The organism is Sulfuritalea hydrogenivorans sk43H, from assembly GCF_000828635.1.
GTDB lineage: Bacteria > Pseudomonadota > Gammaproteobacteria > Burkholderiales > Rhodocyclaceae > Sulfuritalea > Sulfuritalea hydrogenivorans.
The window spans coordinates 233,324-249,622 of sequence record NZ_AP012547.1 but is presented as its reverse complement, the minus strand read 5'-3'; the positions used below and the strand labels follow the sequence as shown (position 1 = coordinate 249,622).

The 16,299-nt window shown below is 65.0% G+C and carries 16 protein-coding genes; 4 read left to right on the top strand and 12 right to left on the bottom strand.

The window, feature by feature from the left end; translation table 11 throughout:
* The first annotated feature begins 83 nt into the window (after window positions 1-83).
* Window positions 84-899 (top strand): hypothetical protein, encoded by an 816-nt coding sequence (locus SUTH_RS01215; RefSeq protein WP_052473037.1) that lies wholly within the window; start codon window positions 84-86, stop codon window positions 897-899.
* Here SUTH_RS01215 and SUTH_RS01210 read toward each other — a convergent pair.
* On the bottom strand, window positions 838-1,581 hold the full coding sequence (locus tag SUTH_RS01210) for a helix-turn-helix domain-containing protein (protein ID WP_041096446.1): 744 nt from the start codon (window positions 1,579-1,581) through the stop codon (window positions 838-840). The genes SUTH_RS01215 and SUTH_RS01210 overlap by 62 nt on opposite strands.
* A gap of 251 nt (window positions 1,582-1,832) precedes the next feature.
* Between SUTH_RS01210 and SUTH_RS01205 the strand changes: the two genes are divergently transcribed.
* Complete coding sequence (locus tag SUTH_RS01205) at window positions 1,833-3,710, top strand: MFS transporter (protein ID WP_041096444.1); 1,878 nt, start codon at window positions 1,833-1,835, stop codon at window positions 3,708-3,710.
* A 139-nt stretch (window positions 3,711-3,849) separates the two neighbouring features.
* Here SUTH_RS01205 and lipA read toward each other — a convergent pair whose 3' ends face one another.
* The 11 genes from lipA to SUTH_RS01150 all read right to left on the bottom strand — a co-directional run bounded on the left by lipA (window position 3,850) and on the right by SUTH_RS01150 (window position 14,374).
* A complete protein-coding gene (gene lipA, locus SUTH_RS01200; protein WP_041096442.1) occupies window positions 3,850-4,791 on the bottom strand; it encodes a lipoyl synthase in 942 nt (313 codons plus the stop codon).
* Window positions 4,788-5,390: a lipoyl(octanoyl) transferase LipB gene (gene lipB / locus SUTH_RS01195; RefSeq protein WP_041096440.1), complete on the bottom strand. Its 603-nt coding sequence runs from the start codon at window positions 5,388-5,390 to the stop codon at window positions 4,788-4,790. Before lipB ends, lipA begins: the two co-directional genes overlap by 4 nt.
* Complete coding sequence (locus SUTH_RS01190) at window positions 5,387-5,650, bottom strand: YbeD family protein (protein ID WP_041096438.1); 264 nt, start codon at window positions 5,648-5,650, stop codon at window positions 5,387-5,389. The genes lipB and SUTH_RS01190 overlap by 4 nt, the downstream gene beginning before the upstream one ends.
* Complete coding sequence (locus SUTH_RS01185; protein ID WP_041096436.1) at window positions 5,647-6,513, bottom strand: D-amino acid aminotransferase; 867 nt, start codon at window positions 6,511-6,513, stop codon at window positions 5,647-5,649. The genes SUTH_RS01190 and SUTH_RS01185 overlap by 4 nt, the downstream gene beginning before the upstream one ends.
* Window positions 6,510-7,640 carry a D-alanyl-D-alanine carboxypeptidase family protein gene (locus tag SUTH_RS01180; protein ID WP_041096434.1) on the bottom strand — a complete coding sequence of 377 codons (1,131 nt, stop codon included), beginning with the start codon at window positions 7,638-7,640 and terminating at the stop codon, window positions 6,510-6,512. Before SUTH_RS01180 ends, SUTH_RS01185 begins: the two co-directional genes overlap by 4 nt.
* 52 nt (window positions 7,641-7,692) lie before the next feature.
* Window positions 7,693-8,667 (bottom strand): septal ring lytic transglycosylase RlpA family protein, encoded by a 975-nt coding sequence (locus tag SUTH_RS01175; RefSeq protein ID WP_041096432.1) that lies wholly within the window; start codon window positions 8,665-8,667, stop codon window positions 7,693-7,695.
* Entirely contained in the window at window positions 8,664-9,749 is a 1,086-nt protein-coding gene (rodA, locus tag SUTH_RS01170) for a rod shape-determining protein RodA (RefSeq protein WP_052473790.1), read from the bottom strand. Before rodA ends, SUTH_RS01175 begins: the two co-directional genes overlap by 4 nt.
* A gap of 20 nt (window positions 9,750-9,769) precedes the next feature.
* On the bottom strand, window positions 9,770-11,662 hold the full coding sequence (mrdA, locus tag SUTH_RS01165) for a penicillin-binding protein 2 (RefSeq protein WP_041096430.1): 1,893 nt from the start codon (window positions 11,660-11,662) through the stop codon (window positions 9,770-9,772).
* Window positions 11,663-11,684: 22 nt separating this feature from the next.
* Window positions 11,685-12,206 carry a rod shape-determining protein MreD gene (mreD, locus tag SUTH_RS01160; protein ID WP_041096428.1) on the bottom strand — a complete coding sequence of 174 codons (522 nt, stop codon included), beginning with the start codon at window positions 12,204-12,206 and terminating at the stop codon, window positions 11,685-11,687.
* A gap of 113 nt (window positions 12,207-12,319) precedes the next feature.
* On the bottom strand, window positions 12,320-13,240 hold the full coding sequence (gene mreC / locus SUTH_RS01155; RefSeq protein WP_041096426.1) for a rod shape-determining protein MreC: 921 nt from the start codon (window positions 13,238-13,240) through the stop codon (window positions 12,320-12,322).
* Between the two features lie 90 nt (window positions 13,241-13,330).
* Entirely contained in the window at window positions 13,331-14,374 is a 1,044-nt protein-coding gene (locus tag SUTH_RS01150; protein ID WP_041096424.1) for a rod shape-determining protein, read from the bottom strand.
* Between the two features lie 140 nt (window positions 14,375-14,514).
* Between SUTH_RS01150 and gatC the strand changes: the two genes are divergently transcribed.
* Both gatC and gatA read left to right on the top strand, forming a co-directional pair.
* Window positions 14,515-14,802 carry an Asp-tRNA(Asn)/Glu-tRNA(Gln) amidotransferase subunit GatC gene (gatC, locus tag SUTH_RS01145; protein WP_041096422.1) on the top strand — a complete coding sequence of 96 codons (288 nt, stop codon included), beginning with the start codon at window positions 14,515-14,517 and terminating at the stop codon, window positions 14,800-14,802.
* Between the two features lie 5 nt (window positions 14,803-14,807).
* Complete coding sequence (gatA, locus tag SUTH_RS01140; protein ID WP_171817411.1) at window positions 14,808-16,271, top strand: Asp-tRNA(Asn)/Glu-tRNA(Gln) amidotransferase subunit GatA; 1,464 nt, start codon at window positions 14,808-14,810, stop codon at window positions 16,269-16,271.
* Window positions 16,272-16,299: the final 28 nt, after the last annotated feature.

The window sequence follows — 16,299 nt, the reverse complement described above, 5'->3', positions numbered from 1 at the left end:
CAAGCGATGCGCCTTTGCCGGCTTTGGTTTACCTTGCCGCGGACAGAACGCATTCTGGGGTCGTCATTACTCAGGAGAACGCCATGAGGTTTCCGTATCGACATCTTCCCGTCGTCGTCACCGCTTTACTGGCGGCAGCGGCACTGCTCCACGGCCCCATCGCCCAGCCGGAAAGTTATCACCACTTTGCCGATCAGAAAGTTGCATTCGGCATTCCCCATTTCGCTGACGTGATCTCCAACCTGGGATTTGCCGCGGTGGCCGTTTGGGGCTGGATCAAACTCGCGCCCGCAAGGCGACATCCGGACATCCAGTCGGGCTGGGCCGGTTACAGCCTGTTCCTGATCGGACTGTTTCTGACCGGCCTCGGTTCGTCCTGGTATCACCTTGCACCCGACAATGCCGGCCTGGTCTGGGACCGCCTGCCCATCGCGGTGGCCTGCGGCGGCCTGCTGGCCGGCGTCCGGGGCGATGTTCGGCACGAGGAAAGTCGGGAACCCGCTGCCTGGCTCGCGCTGGTCGCCATCGTCAGCGTCGGCTGGTGGTATTTCACGGACTTGTCGGGCCGGGGCGACCTGCGCCCCTATTTGCTGCTGCAGGGCCTGCCCATCCTTCTGATCCCGCTCTGGCAATGGATTTACAGGCAGCCGGCCAGCGACCGCCTGGCCTTCGGCGCTGCCCTGACGATCTATGTAGGCGCCAAGTTCGCCGAACTCAACGACCATGAAATCGCCGCCACACTGGGTGTCGCCACGGGCCATACGCTCAAGCACCTGCTTGCCACCGGCGCGGCGGCGCTGATCGTCGGGCGCCTGGCGAACCGGGTGCAGGCTCCGCTCAAGGCTTGCGCCGATGCAATTCCGCCAGCGCCGCCATCTGCCATGAACGCATGCCGATGACAATGGTGTAGGGGCGGCGCTGGTCGGGCGGCAGTTTCTGGTCCGCCAGATGCTGATTGGAAAAATCCTGGCCGATGCGCATCAGACGCTCGCGGAAGGAATTGGCCAGGCCGCGACCGATCTCGCCATGCACCACCATCAGCATTTCCGATTCGCCGTCGAAGCCCCCGGCAAAGTAGTCGTGCAGCACCTCCTTGCGGAAGAACGCCATCACCGGGCCGTGCGGCAGCCAGCGAAAGCCTTTCGCCACCTTGAGCCGATAGCGGTTGCCGGGGCGCAGGTCGATGATGCCGATCCGATCGAGCTGCGCCAGTGCCTTCACCAGTTTGGCTTCGGTCAGCTCGTAGGTGGCGAGGATTTCCTCGGCCGGCACCTGGCTCATGACGCAGATCGCCACCACCAGCAGGGTGCGGTCGGCGACCACCGCCTTCTCCTGCGCCAGTGTCAGCTCCAGCATCAGGGGCGCGGTGTCGGCGACGCGCCGAGCGAGATCGGCAAAATCGAGATTGATGATGCGGCAGATGTCGTCGATGCGCGAAAGCGGCATGTCGCCGCCTTTCGAGAACATCCGCTTGACGCTGGATTCGGCCATTCCGAGGCGTTTCGCCAGCGCGGCGTAGGTGACGCCAGCGGCCTTGAGTTCGGTCTTGAGCAGGGCAATCAGATCGACGGTGGCACTCATGACAGTCGCAATTCCGGAATCGGTATCTTGAAACGATACTACAAGTTTCCGTTGACGACACATCGTAGCAATTGCTTGTACCGCCGCAAAGACGCGCCCATGATGCGCCGGCCTCCCGAAGCACCGACAAGGAAGACATCATGGAACACACCGCGCACCCGGCCCGGAGCGACGCCCGCCACGCGTCAATCCTGCGACAATATGACATTGCTCTGGAACACCTCGACGAACCACCCTCAGGAACCCTCCCGATGAACACCCAATCCGGCCTGCTGCGCGCCCGCCGCTTCGCCCCCCTGTTCGTTACCCAGTTCCTCGGCGCGCTCAACGACAACGTGCTGAAGAACGCCATGGTCGTGCTGCTGACCTTCCAGGCGGCGAGCTGGACCACGATCAAGCCGGAACTGCTGGCCAATCTCGCGGCGGGCATCTTCATCCTGCCCTTCTTCCTGTTCTCGGCCACGGCCGGGCAGCTTGCCGACAAATACGACAAGTCGCGCCTGGCGCAGTTCGTGAAGCTGCTGGAGATCGGCATCGTGGTCATCGCCGGCGTCGGCCTCGCGCTGCACAGCCTCGCCGTGCTGTTCGCCAGCCTGTTCCTGCTCGGCCTGCATTCGACGCTGTTCGGCCCGGTGAAGTACGCGATCCTGCCGCAGCACCTGAAGAGCGAGGAACTGGTCGGCGGCAACGCGCTGATCGAGGCCGGCACCTTCATTGCGATCCTCGTCGGCACCCTGCTCGGCGGGCTGCTCGCCGGCAACGGCGCCGGCACGGCGTGGATCACCGGCGCGGGCCTCGCGATCGCCATCGCCGGCTACGTCGCCTCGCGTTCGATTCCATCCGCCGTGCCGCCGGCGCCGACTTTGTCGATCAGCCTCAATCCGCTGACCGAGACCTGGCGCAACATCCAGTTCGCCCGCGAGAACCAGACGGTGTTCCTGTCCATCATGGGCATCTCGTGGTTCTGGCTGTTCGGCGCGCTGTTCCTCGCCCAGTTTCCCGCCTACACCAAGAACGTGCTGGGCGGCAGCGAAACCGCGGTGACCCTGCTGCTGGCGACCTTCACCTTCGGCATCGGCGTCGGCTCGCTGCTGTGCGAAAAGCTCTCGGCCAAACGCGTCGAACTCGGCCTGGTGCCGCTGGGTTCGATCGGCATGACGCTGTTCGCGCTCGATCTCGCGCTGGCCTCGCCCGCGGCGCCGGCACCGCTGCCGCTGGGCGCGCTGGCGCTGCTGGCACACGGCTCGACCTGGCGCGTGCTGACCGACCTCGGCCTGCTCGGCATCTTCGGCGGCTTCTTCATCGTGCCGCTCTACGCCCTGGTGCAGCAGCGCTCCAACCCCGAGCACGGCGCGCGCATCATCGCCGCCAACAACATCATGAACGCGCTGTTCATGGTGGTCGGCGCGCTGTGCGCTGCCGGCATGCTGGCCGCCGGACTGACCATCCCCATGCTGTTCGCCGTGGCGGCGATCTGCAACGCGGCGGTGGCGCTGTTCATTTACGGCCTGGTGCCCGAGTTCCTGCTGCGCTTCATCGTCTGGATGCTGATTCACACGGTGTATCGCCTGCGCGTGGAAGAGCTCGGCCAGATGCCCGAGGAAGGTCCGGCGGTGATCGTCTGCAACCACGTCAGCTTCGTCGATGCGCTGGTGATCATGGCCGCCTGCCGGCGTCCGATTCGCTTCGTCATGGACCACAATATCTTCCGCTGGCCGGTGCTCAACTTCGTCTTCCGCACCAGCAAGGCCATTCCCATCGCTTCGGCCAAGGAAGACCCGGCGATGATGGAAAAGGCCTTCGACGAAGTCGGCAGGGCGCTCGATGCCGGTGATCTCGTCGGCATATTCCCCGAGGGCAAGATCACCGCCGACGGCAACATCAATCCCTTCCGCCCCGGCATCACCCGAATACTGGCGCGCAACCCGGTGCCCGTGGTCCCGCTGGCGCTGCGCGGATTGTGGGGCAGCTTCTTCTCGCGCAAGGACGGCGCGGCGATGACGCGGCCGTTCCGCAGAGGAATGTTTTCCCGCATCGAACTGGTGATGGGCGCCGTCGTGCCGGCAGCGGAAGCCTTGCCGGAGAAACTGCAGATGGACGTCGCCGCCTTGCGTGGCGACTGCGCCTAGCGCTCGCCGTCCCCTCCACGGGCGGCTCTGCATAGCCGCCCGGCTTCGCGGGCGCAGAGCGGTGCTCTGCGAAACCCCCACTACGCCCAGCGCCGTCCGCAAGGGATACCGTCCCCGGCTTTGCCGGGGACATAACTTTTCAGGTGCCGGCAACTCCGGCGCCATGCGCCTGCATGTCGGCGTGGTAGCTGGAACGCACCAGCGGCGCCGAGGCGGCGTGGGTGAAGCCCATCGCGGTGGCCTCGCGGGCGTACATGGCGAACACATCGGGATGCACGTAGCGCAGCACCGGCAGGTGATGGCCGGAGGGCGCGAGGTACTGGCCGATGGTGAGCATCTCGACGCCGTTGGCGCGCAGGTCGCGCATGACGTCGAGGATTTCCTCGTCGGTTTCGCCGAGGCCCACCATCAGGCCTGATTTGGTGGGCACGCCGGGCACGCGCGCCCTGAAGGCCTTGAGCAACTGCAGCGAATTTTCGTAGTCGGCGCCGGGACGGGCCTGCTTGTAAAGGCGCGGCACGGTTTCCATGTTGTGGTTAAAGACGTCGGGCGGCGTCGCTGCGAGGATATCCAGCGCGATCTCCAGCCGCCCGCGAAAATCCGGCACCAGCACTTCTATTTTCGTGCCCGGCGACAGCTCGCGCACTTTCGCGATGCAGTCGGCAAAATGCTGCGCCCCGCCGTCGCGCAGGTCGTCTCGGTCGACGCTGGTGATCACCACGTACTTGAGCTTCATCGCCGCGATGGTGCGGGCGAGCTTCTCGGGTTCTTCGGCATCCGGCGGCAGCGGCTTGCCGTGGCCGACGTCGCAGAAGGGACAGCGGCGGGTGCACAAGTCGCCGAGGATCATGAAGGTGGCCGTGCCCTTGCCGAAGCACTCGCCGATGTTGGGACAGGTGGCTTCCTCGCACACCGTGTGCAGGTGGTGTTCGCGCAGGATCTGCTTGATCTCGCCGAAGCGTGCCGCGCTGTTGCCGGCCTTGACGCGGATCCAGTCCGGCTTTTTGAGGACGGTGGTCGCCGGCACGATCTTGATCGGGATGCGCGCCGTCTTGGCTTCGCCTTTTTGCTTGGTCGTCATTGCAGATGCTTTTCCAGTTCCGCGGCGAAGGCTTCGCCGACCTTCGCAGTATCCCACTCGCCGACGACAAGATCGCGGATTTGGGTAACCGCCATGCCCTCGTAGCCGCAAGGGTTGATCGCGTCATAGGGCGAGAGGTCCATGTCGACGTTGAGCGACACGCCGTGATAACTGCAGCCGTGTTTGATGCGCAGGCCGAGCGCGGCGATCTTGGCGCGGCCGACATAGACGCCGGGGGCGCCTTCGAGGCGCGCCGCCGTGACGCCGTAGCCGGCCAGCAGGTCGATCACCGCCTGCTCGATGCGATTGACCAGGCCGCGCACCGTAAGTTCGCGCCGGCGCAGGTCGAGCAGCAGGTAGGCGACGACCTGGCCGGGGCCGTGATAGGTGATCTGGCCGCCGCGATCGATCTGCACCACCGGGATGCCGATGTCCTTGAGCAGATGCTCCGGCTTGCCCGACAGGCCTTGCGTGAATACCGGCGGATGTTCGCAGAGCCAGAGTTCGTCGGGAGTGTCGGCGTCGCGTGCAGCGGTGAACTCCTGCATCGCGGCGAAGGTCGGCGCGTAGTCGACGCGGCCCAGCCTTCTGACGATCACAGCACTACCTTCACCATCGGGTGTGCGGTAAGTTCAAGATAGAGCGCGTCGAGTTGCGCCTGCGAAACAGCGCGCACCGTGCAGGTCAACGACAGATAATTACCGGCCCTGGAGGGGCGCATCTCGACGGATGCGGCATCGAACTCCGGTGCGTGCTTCAGCACCACTTCGACGATGGCCTGGGCGAATCCGGCGTCCGTCGCACCCATTATCTTGAGCGGAAAGTCGCAAGGAAATTCGATCAAGGTTCCCTTGCTCATGCCGAAGCCCGCATCACCTTTGCCTTGAACTCCTGGTACCAGGCGTACATCCGCGCGAACACCGGTCCCGGCGTGCCGCCGGCGCCGACTGTCGCGCCGTCGAGGCGGACGATGGGCAGCACTTCCTTGGTCGAGGAGCACATCCACAGTTCGTCGGCGCCGCGCGTCTCGGCCTCGGTGATGTCGCGCACCTCATGCGGCAGGCCATGCTGCGCGGCGAGTTCGAGCACCACGTCGTAGGTGATGCCGGGCAGCATCAGGTGGTTCTTGATCGGCGCCAGCAGCACCCCATCCTTCACCACGAAGATCGACGAGGCGGAGCCTTCGGTGAGAAAGCCGTCTCGGAACAGCACGGTTTCGACGCAGCCGGCATCGACCGCCAACTGGCGCAAGAGGCAGTTGGCCAGGAGCGAGGTGGTCTTCAGGTCGCAGCGCAGCCAGCGGATGTCGGCGGCGGATACGGCGGCGATGCCCTGCTCGCGCTGGCTCGCGGGCGGCGTGCTCATCGGCTCGGCGAACATCACGCTGGTCGGCCGCGCGTCCTTCGGAAAGGCGTGGTTGCGCACCGCCATCGGCCCGCGCGTGACCTGGAGGTAGATCGACTGGTCGTCCCACTCGGCCTCGCCGGCCAGTTGCGTGACAAAACCCATCCACTCGTCGAGCCGGAACGGATTGGCCAGCCGGATGCCGTCGAGGCTGTGCTGCATCCGGGTCAGGTGCTGTTCGAGGCGGAAGGGCCGCCGCGAATAGACCGGAATCACTTCGTAGATGCCGTCGCCGAAGAGAAAGCCGCGATCCATGACGGAGACATTCGCCGCTTCGGGCGGCAGCCATGCGCCATCAATGAAGACGCGCCGGCTCATTGGAAGAACAGCCGAATATCGTCCCACAACCGGCCGAGGAAGCCGGCCACGGGAACCGCTTCCTGCGCCACCACGGGATACTCGCCCCAGGCCTGCCCGGCCACCGCCAGCTTGAGCGTGCCGATCACGGCGCCCGCCGCGACCGGTGCTATCAAAGGTTGGTGGCTGACCAGTTGCACGGAAAGCTTGTCGGCCGAGCCGCGCGGCACCGAAACCACGAAGTCTTCGGCAAACCCCGCCTTGACGATATTCTGCGCGCCCTTGAATACCTTGAGCTGCGAAATCGCCTGGCCCTTGTCGTAGAGCTTCACCGCGTCGAATCCGGTAAAGCCCCAGTTGAGCAGGTTCAGTGAATCGCGGGCGCGGGCATCTTCCGAGGCGGTGCCGAGCACCACCGAAATCAGCCGCCGCGGGCCGCGTTTGGCGGTGGCGATCAGGCAGAAGCCGGCGGCGCTGGAATGGCCGGTTTTGAGTCCGTCCACCGTGGGATCGGCCCACAGCAGGCGGTTGCGATTGTGCTGGCGGATGCCGTTGTAGGTGTATTCCTTGGTCGCGTGCAGGGCGTGGGTTTCCGGGTGGTCGCGCATCAGCGCGGCAGCCAGCCGGGCCAGGTCGCGCGCCGTGGAATAGTGGTTCGGCGCCGGCCCCTCGAAGTAGCCGCTGGCATTGAGAAAGTGCGTGTCCTTGAGGCCCATGCGCTGCGCCGTGCGGTTCATCATCGCCGCAAAGGCATCCTCCGTGCCACCGATGGCTTCCGCCAGCGCCACCGAGGCGTCGTTGCCGGACTGGATCACCATGCCCTTGAACAGGTCGTCCACCAGCACTCCCTTGTTTACCGGCACGAAGCTGCGCGAGCCCTGGGTGCGCCAGGCGCGCTCGGAAACCGTGACCGGCTGTTGCAGCGACAGGGTTTTCTGCGCCAGCGCATCGGCCACCAGATAGGTGGTCATGACCTTGGTCAGCGAGGCGGGTTCCAGTCGCGTGTCGGGCTCCTGTGCAGCCAGCACCTGGCCGGTGGCGTAGTCCATCAGGACCCAGGCCCGTGCGCTCAGGGTCGGTACGGGAATCGGCTGGGCATGACTGGCGGCAACTGACAACACTGCCAGTATCAAGGCAAAAAATCGCATCGTCGAACCGGGGTAGGAAAACGAGGCAATTATAGTCGGCTCGCTCCCGGCCCTAGCGTTGCACCACCACCGGCGCCATGCCGAAGCTTTCGCGCAGGCGGCCGCCGGCCAACTGTGCGGCGGCGGCATCCGGCCACGGCCCGAGCTGGACGCGGAACAGCTTGCCGGCGGACTGGATCACCAGCTTCTCGGCCAGACTGCCCAGTTCGCGCGCCAGTCGCGAGCGCAACGCCTCGGCGTTGTCGCGATTGCCGAAGGCACCCAGTTGCAGGAAATGGCCGCTGGCATCCTGCACCTGCGGCAGGGCCGGCTCGGGCTCGGCCGCGGCCAGCTTCGCAATCGGGTCGTCATCGGCAGTCGGCGCCGGCGCCACGCCGGAAGAAGTCGCCTGCCGGGACGCGACCAGGGTCTGGCCCGGCAGCACGCTCTCCACTTCGACGATAGTGCTGCCCTGACCGATGTAGCCGAGCTTCCATGCCGCCGTCCATGACAGATCGATTATTCGTCCGGAGTGGAAGGGGCCGCGATCATTGACGCGCACCACCACCGATTTGCCGTTGGCCGGATTGCTGACGCGCACATAGGAAGGAATCGGCAGCGTCGGATGGGCCGCGGTCATGCCGTACATGTCGTAGGGTTCGCCGCTGGAGGTCTTCTGCCCGTGGAACTTGCGCCCGTACCAGCTGCCGATGCCGCGCGCCTTGTAAGGCCTGAGATCGCGCTGCGGCACATAGTCGCGCCCCAGCACCGAATACGGATTGTTGGCGAAGCGGTGCAGCGGTTCCGCCCTGGGCACCGCGTCGGGAATGGCGTCGATGTCTTCCGGCGGCTTGTCGCCGGGACCGTCGTCCTTGTAGAAACCGCCGCTGTACTTGATCGCTGGCGCAGGCTTCTTGCCTTCGCCCTTGAAAGTCGGCGCTGGCGACACGGCGCCTGGCGGCTCGTCACGGCCTTCCACCGGGCGCGGGGCCTGCGTGCCGCAAGCGGCGACAAGCAAAGGCAGAATCAAAAGCGCAAGACGAATCACTTCTGCACCAGCATGCGATTGCGATGAATGGACATGAGGATGCCGATGCCGATGAACAGCGTCACCAGCGCAGTTCCGCCATAACTGACCAGGGGCAGCGGCACACCGACCACGGGCAGGATGCCGGAGACCATGCCCATATTGACGAAGGCATAGGTGAAGAAAATCATGGTCACCGCGCCCGCCAGCAGGCGCGAAAACAGCGTTGCCGCGTTCGCCGCGATCATCAGGCCGCGACCGATCAGCAGCGCATACAGCGCGAGCAGCAGCAGGTTGCCGAAAAGACCGAACTCCTCCGAAAACACCGCGAAGATGAAGTCGGTGTGGCGCTCGGGGATGAACTCCAGCTGCGCCTGGGTGCCCTCCCGCCAGCCCTTGCCGAAGATGCCGCCGGAGCCGATGGCGATGGTCGACTGGATGATGTGGAAGCCCTTGCCCAACGGGTCCTTCTCCGGATCGAACAGGGTGATGATGCGATTCCGCTGGTAATCGTGGAGCAGGTTCCACGCCAGGGGCGCGGCGGCGGCGGCGGCAACGGCCATGCCGATCATGATCTTCCACGACAGGCCGGCAAAGAAGATCACGTAGAAGCCTGCCGCCAGGACCAGAATCGCCGTGCCCAAATCCGGCTGGCGCGCGATCAGGGCCACCGGCACCAGCAGCAGCAGGGCGGCGATGCCGTAGTCGCGCAGGCGCGGCATGGCTTCGCGCTGCTGGAAGAACCACGCAAGCAGGAGCGGCATGGCGATTTTCATCAGCTCCGACGGCTGCACGCGCATGAAGCCGAGATTGAGCCAGCGTCGCGCACCCTTGGAGACATCCCCGAACAGGGCGACGGCGATCAGCAGCAACACGCCCGCCAGATACACCGGCACCGCCAGGTGCATCAGGCGCTGCGGCGGAATCTGCGCCAGAATCCGCATCACCACCAGGGCGACGGCAACATTCATCAGCTGGGCGTTGATTCTTTCGGGCGAGGCGCTGCCCATGATGCCGATCGCCAGCAGCAGCAGCAGGCCGGCGATCAGCATCAGCGGCGGATCGATCGGCGCGACCAGACGCCGCGCCAGATCGCGAATCATGCCGAGGCCGATTCCGCGGTTCATTCGTCGTCCTCCTCGACTGCGGCTTCGTCCGGCTGCGCGGGCGCCTTGGGCCGCTTGCCGAGCAGGTAGTAGTCAAGCACCTGGCGTGCAATCGGGGCCGCGGCCTGCGCACCGAAGCCGCCGTTCTCGACCAGGATGGCCAGCGCGATCTTCGGCTCGTCGGCCGGCGCGAAGGCAATGAACAAAGCATGGTCGCGCAGCTCTTTCTTGACTGTCCCTGCCTTGTATTCCGTCCCCTTGAGCGAATACACCTGGGCCGTGCCGGTCTTGCCCGCCGACACATATTCGGCGCCGGCGAAGGCGCGCGCGCCGGTGCCTTCCTTGTTCACTCCGACCATGGCGTTCTTGATCACCTCGATGTGTTCCGGTTTCAGGCCCAGGGTGCGCGTCGGCTTCGGCTCGATCAGGGTGCGTTCGCCGGTCTTCGTGTCGGTGATGAACTTCACCAGATGCGGACGAAACACCACCCCGTTGTTGGCCAGGATCGCCGTGGCATGCGCGAGCTGGATCGGCGTGTAGGCGTTGTAACCCTGACCGATGCCGATGGAAATGGTTTCACCGGCATACCATTTCTGCTGCTCCGGCTTCTTGAAGCGCTTCCGCTTCCATTCCTGCGAAGGCAGCACGCCTTCCGATTCGCCGTCGATGTCGACCCCGGTGCGGCTGCCCAAACCGAGCTGGCCCATGAACGCGGCGATGTTGTCGATCCCCATGTCGTTGGCCAGCATGTAGTAGTAGGTATCGCAGGAATGCACGATGGATTTGTACATGTCCACCATGCCGTGGCCGCCCTTCTTGTCGTCGCGGAAATGGTGGCCGCCGAAGTTGAAGAAACCCGGATCGGAAATCGCCTGTTCCGGACGACGCTTGCCGATGGTCAGGGCACCCAGCGCCATGAAGGGCTTGAAAGTCGAACCGGGCGGATAGGCGCCGTTCAGCGCACGGTTCACCATCGGCTTGTCTGGTGATTCGTTGAGCTCCTTCCAGTTCTGCGTATCGATGCCGTCGACGAACAGGTTGGGGTCGTAGTTGGGCACCGCGACCAACGCCAGGATGCCGCCGGTGGAGGGTTCAATGGCGACCAGCGCACCCTTTCGATCGCCGAAGGCCTGCTCGGCGATACGCTGCAGTTCCGCGTCGACGGTCAGCGTCAGGTTGCTGCCGGCCACCGGCGCGGTACGCGCCAGCGTGCGCACCGCACGCCCGCCGGCATCGACTTCCACCTGTTCGAAGCCGGTGCTGCCATGCAGCTCGAATTCATAGCGCTGCTCCAGTCCGGTCTTGCCGAAGTGCTCGGTGCCGCGATAGTTCGCTTCCAGCTCTTTCGCCTCGATCTTTTCCAGGTCCCGGTCATTGACGCGGCCGATGTAGCCCAGCATGTGCGAAGCAAAGGCCCCGTTCGGATACTGGCGGAACAGGCGCGCCTTGATGTCGACGCCGGGAAAACGGTAGCGGTGGGCGATGAATTTCGCCACCTCCTCGTCGGTCAGCCGCGTCCTGATCGGCAGCGACTCGAAGTTGCGGCTTTCTTCGAGCAACTGCCGGAAGCGCTTGCGGTCCTTGGGCTGGATCTCGATTATTTCCGCCAGGCCGTCGATGAGCTGCTCCAGCTGGCGGGTCTTGGAGGGGGTTATCTCAAGGGTATAGGCCGGATAGTTGCGCGCCAGCACGACGCCGTTGCGATCCAGGATCAGGCCCCGGTTGGGCGTGATGGGCACCAGCGAAATGCGGTTGTCCTCGGCGCGGGTCTGGTAGTAGTCGTGCTGGACGATCTGCAACCAGACGAAACGGATGAACAGCAGCGTGAAGCAGAACAGCACGAAGCCGCCCGCCACCGCAAGTCGCGAACGGAAGCGCTCGAGTTCTTCCTGGGGATTCTTGAATTCCATTGAGGGTCGCCGCGTCCCTGCCTCAAATCGGGCGGTGGACGTCTTTGTCTTCCGGCCGGAACTGCGGGATCAGCAGCAGGTAGGTCGCCGGATGCCAGAGCAGGGTGGCGGTGATGCTCGAAAGGAACCACAGCACGCCGGGAAACTCGGCGCCGCTGATCATGCGCGTCACCATCATCACCAGTTGCATGCCGAGAAACAGCGGCAGCACGTGCAGCGCCTGCTGCGAGAGGGGAAACCACAACACGCGGCGCGACAGCCCGGCGGCGGCAAAGGCCAGCAGCACATAGGCCAGCGCATGCTGCCCCATTACGCTCGCGTCGGCGACGTCCATCGCCAGGCCGAGCACGAATCCGGCGGCCATGCCGACTTTCAGCGGCTGATGGACGCACCAGAACGCCAGCACCAGCGCCACCCAGTCGGGTATGCCGGGAAATTTCCCGAACGGAATCAGGTTCAGCAACAGGGCGAGGAACAGCGTCAGCACGATGAACCAGTTGCGGACCGGCAGCAGGATGCGGCGCGAGGAATGGGTGGGTTGCATTTATGCCTCCGCCGGGCCGCCCCAAGGGGGCATGGGAAAAACAACACGGAAACCGCGCAGCGGTTGAACCGGGATCACCCCTTTTCTTGGAAAAGGGGTTGGGGGATATGTCCTCATCTGGCCTTCTTCTTGACCCGCTTGCCGGCGGCGGGCTTGTCGGCTGTCGCCGGCAGATCGTCCGGCTGCGGCGGCAGGGCCGTGCGGGCACCCAGCACCAGCGCCAGGCCGTGACGTTCGACGCCGGCCAGCGGCGCACAGGTGATACGGGCAAACGAATAGGCGCTGTCGCGGTCGATCCTGGCCACTTTGGCCACCGGCAAGCCGGGCAGGTAGACGCCGTCGAGTCCCGACGTCACCAGGATGTCGCCGACCTGGATCTCGGCGTTCGCCGCGAGGAAGCGCAGTTCCATCATGCCCGCCCCGGCGCCCGCCAGCACGGCGCGCAAGCCGTTCCTCTGCACCTCGACCGGAATCGCCTGATCCTTGTCGGTCAACAGCAGTACTTCCGAGGTGAGCGGGAAAACCCGCGCCACCTGGCCGATCACGCCGATGTCATCGACCACTGCCTGGCCGGCGCTGATGCCGTGCTGGATGCCCTTGTCGATGATCACCCGCCGCGAAAACGGATCGCGCGCCGCGTAGAGAATCTCGGCGATGCGCCCTTCGACCGGCTGCCTCGCGCGCATGTCGAGCAGGGCGCGCAGCCGCATGTTTTCGGTTTCCAGGTGCTGCTGGCGCAGCAGGAGATTGGCGGTGCCGAGCTGGCGCCGGCGCAGTTCCTCGTTTTCCTTCAGCAGCGTGGATTGCCGCGTCAGATAGCCGCCGGCATCGCCGGCGGCATCGATCGGCATCCAGGTGATGCGCTGCAGGGGCCAGGCCACCGTGGCAACCGCCAGCCGCGCCCATTCCAAAGTGTGGAAGCGCAGGTCGGCCACCAGCAGGATCAGCGAAAGCGAGACGAAGAAAGCCAGCCGCACGAGCGGCGCCGGACCCCGTTTGAAAAAGGGTGGCGGAGCATGGCCAACGACGGACATCAAGGCATTACGCCCTCGAAAGTGGAAAACCCGGTGGAGCCCCGCATTCTGCAATCACGGGGCCAGCTTGCACGCTACACGGGGCGGGCCCTACTCGTTGGCGAAAATACTGCCGAGTTTGTCCATCTTTTCAAGCGCCAGACCCGAGCCGCGGGCGACGCAGGTCAGCGGATCGTCGGCGACGATCACCGGCAGGCCGGTTTCCTCGGTCAGCAGGCGATCCAGATCGTGCAGCAATGCGCCGCCGCCGGTCAGCACCAGACCCCGTTCGGCAATGTCGGCGCCCAACTCGGGCGGCGTTTTTTCCAGCGCGTCCTTGACCGCCTTGACCACCTGGTTGAGCGGTTCGGAAAGCGCTTCCAGCACTTCGTTGGAAGAAATCGTGAACTTGCGCGGAATGCCCTCGGCGCGGTTGATGCCGGAGACTTCCATCTCGCGCACTTCGGCGCCGGGGAAGGCCGAGCCGATCTGCTTCTTGATGTTCTCGGCGCTGTTGTCGCCGATCTGCATGCCGTAGTTGCGGCTGATGTAGGAGATGATCGCCTCGTCGAACTTGTCGCCGCCGACGCGCACCGAATTGGCATAGACCATGCCGCCCAGCGAGATCACGCCGACTTCGGTGGTGCCGCCGCCAATGTCCACCACCATCGAACCCGTGGCATCCGACACCGGCAGGCCGGCGCCGATCGCGGCGGCCATCGGCTCCTCGATCAGATATACCTGCGAGGCGCCGGCGCCCAATGCCGATTCGCGGATGGCACGGCGCTCGACCTGGGTCGAGCCCGAGGGCACGCAGATGATGATGCGCGGAGACGGCGAGAACAGGCGCGACTCATGCACGCGCTTGATGAACTGCTTGAGCATCTGTTCGGTGACGGTGAAGTCGGCGATCACGCCGTCCTTCAGCGGCCGGATCACCGAGATTTCCTTCGGATTGCGGCCGATCATGGTCTTGGCCTCGCGGCCGACCGCCTGGATGGTTTTCTTGGCGTTGGGGCCGCCTTCGATGCGAATGGCGACGACCGAAGGTTCGTCGAGGACCACGCCCTTGCCACGCACGTAAATCAGCGTATTGGCGGTACCGAGGTCAATTGCGAGATCGTTTGAAAAATAGGAGCGGAGAAAGCCGAACATCGTGGTTCCAGTGTTGAAGCCCGCCCGGCGAGGGCTGCGGCGGATAGGTGGCTTATGATACCCTATCGCGCCTTTCGAATTAAGCACCGATCAGGCCCTGTTTCACCCGGGTCCAACACCACTTACCCCCATTTGTCATCATGTCCCTGAACCTGGAAGACGTCGCCCGCATTGCCCTTTTGTCCCGCATCGAACTTTCCGTCGCCGAGCGCGAAGCCACGCGCGACCAGTTGAACGGCATCCTGGGCTTCATCGAACAATTGCAGGCGGTCGATACCACGGACATCGAGCCGATGGCCCATGCCGTCGATGTGGTGCAGCGCCTGCGCCCGGACGCGGTCACCGAAACCGACCGCCGCGCCGACTTTCAAGCCGTGGCGCCGGAAACCGAGGCCGGGCTGTACCTGGTCCCAAGGGTAGTGGAATGAGCGATCTGATCAATTCATCGCTGCGCGAACTCTCCGCTGCGCTGGCGGCGAAGAAGGTCTCCGCGGTCGAACTGGCCTCGCTGTTCCTCGACCGCATCGAAACGTTCAATCCCGCGCTGAATGCCTTCATCACGCTCGATCGCGACAAGACGCTGGCGCAGGCCCGGGCCGCAGACGCAAAAGTCGGCGCTGGCGGTACGGCGAATTCCCCCCTCTGCGGCATCCCCCTGGCGCACAAGGACATCTTCTGCACCCAGGGCTGGCGCACCAGCTGCGGCTCGCAGATGCTGGCGAATTTCGTTTCACCCTACGATGCCAACGTGGTCGAAAAGCTTGCCGCCGCCGGCATGGTGACGCTGGGCAAGCTCAACATGGACGAATTCGCCATGGGCTCGTCGAACGAAACCTCGTACTTCGGTCCGGTAAAGAATCCCTGGGATGTGTCCCGCGTGCCCGGCGGTTCCTCGGGCGGTTCGGCGGCGGCCATCGCGGCGCGCCTGACTCCGGCGGCCACCGGCACTGACACCGGCGGCTCGATCCGCCAGCCGGCAGCCCTGTGCGGACTCACCGGCCTCAAGCCGACCTACGGCGTGGTCTCGCGCTACGGCATGATCGCCTTCGCCTCCAGCCTCGACCAGGGCGGGCCGATGGCGAAAAGCGCCGACGACTGCGCGCTGTTGCTGAATGCCATGGCCGGCTTCGACCCCCGCGACTCGACTTCGCTGGAGCGACCCGCCGAGGATTACGGCCGCGACCTGGAAAAGCCGCTGGCCGGACTCAGGATCGGCCTGCCGAGGGAATTTTTCGGCGATGGCATGGATGCCGACGTGCGTGCCGCGGTCGAGGCCGCACTGGCCGAGTACCGCAAGCTGGGCGCCACCACGGTGGAGGTCCAGTTGCCCAACTCCGGCCTGTCGGTGCCGGCCTATTACGTGATCGCGCCGGCCGAGGCCAGTTCCAACCTGTCGCGCTTCGACGGCGTGCGCTACGGCTACCGCGCACCGGAATACGACGATCTGACCGAGATGTACTCGCGCAGCCGGGCGCAGGGCTTCGGCGCCGAAGTGAAGCGGCGCATCCTGATCGGTACCTATGTGCTTTCGCACGGCTACTACGATGCCTACTACCTCAAGGCGCAGAAGATTCGCCGTCTCATCGCTGCCGACTTCGTCGAGGCCTTCAAAGCGTGCGACGTGATCATGGGCCCGACTTCGCCCTCGGTCGCCTTCGCCTTCGGCGCCAAGAGCGCCGACCCGGTGCAAATGTACCTGTCGGACATCTACACCATTTCCACCAACCTCGCCGGCCTGCCGGGCATGTCGCTGCCCTGCGGCTTCGGCGCGAACAACATGCCGGTGGGCCTGCAGATCATCGGCAACTGGCTCGGCGAGGCGAAGATGCTCAACGTCGCGCACCAGTACCAGAAAGCCACCGACTGGCACACGCGGATGCCGGAGGGAATGTTGTGAGAGCCCACCCCCCAACCCCCGCCCCGAG

Excerpts from the sequence above, each read along its gene's own strand:
- SUTH_RS01215 (WP_052473037.1), top strand. The coding sequence starts at position 84 with ATGAGGTTTCCGTATCGACATCTTCCCGTCGTCGTCACCGCTTTACTG.
- SUTH_RS01185 (WP_041096436.1), bottom strand. The coding sequence starts at position 6,513 with ATGAGCCGGCGCGTCTTCATTGATGGCGCATGGCTGCCGCCCGAAGCG.
- SUTH_RS01190 (WP_041096438.1), bottom strand. The coding sequence starts at position 5,650 with ATGAGCAAGGGAACCTTGATCGAATTTCCTTGCGACTTTCCGCTCAAG.
- mreC (WP_041096426.1), bottom strand. The coding sequence starts at position 13,240 with ATGTCCGTCGTTGGCCATGCTCCGCCACCCTTTTTCAAACGGGGTCCG.
- gatC (WP_041096422.1), top strand. The coding sequence starts at position 14,515 with ATGTCCCTGAACCTGGAAGACGTCGCCCGCATTGCCCTTTTGTCCCGC.
- rodA (WP_052473790.1), bottom strand. The coding sequence starts at position 9,749 with ATGATTCGCGATCTGGCGCGGCGTCTGGTCGCGCCGATCGATCCGCCG.
- lipA (WP_041096442.1), bottom strand. The coding sequence starts at position 4,791 with ATGACGACCAAGCAAAAAGGCGAAGCCAAGACGGCGCGCATCCCGATC.
- SUTH_RS01180 (WP_041096434.1), bottom strand. The coding sequence starts at position 7,640 with ATGCGATTTTTTGCCTTGATACTGGCAGTGTTGTCAGTTGCCGCCAGT.
- mrdA (WP_041096430.1), bottom strand. The coding sequence starts at position 11,662 with ATGGAATTCAAGAATCCCCAGGAAGAACTCGAGCGCTTCCGTTCGCGA.
- SUTH_RS01150 (WP_041096424.1), bottom strand. The coding sequence starts at position 14,374 with ATGTTCGGCTTTCTCCGCTCCTATTTTTCAAACGATCTCGCAATTGAC.
- SUTH_RS01205 (WP_041096444.1), top strand. The coding sequence starts at position 1,833 with ATGAACACCCAATCCGGCCTGCTGCGCGCCCGCCGCTTCGCCCCCCTG.
- mreD (WP_041096428.1), bottom strand. The coding sequence starts at position 12,206 with ATGCAACCCACCCATTCCTCGCGCCGCATCCTGCTGCCGGTCCGCAAC.
- SUTH_RS01210 (WP_041096446.1), bottom strand. The coding sequence starts at position 1,581 with ATGAGTGCCACCGTCGATCTGATTGCCCTGCTCAAGACCGAACTCAAG.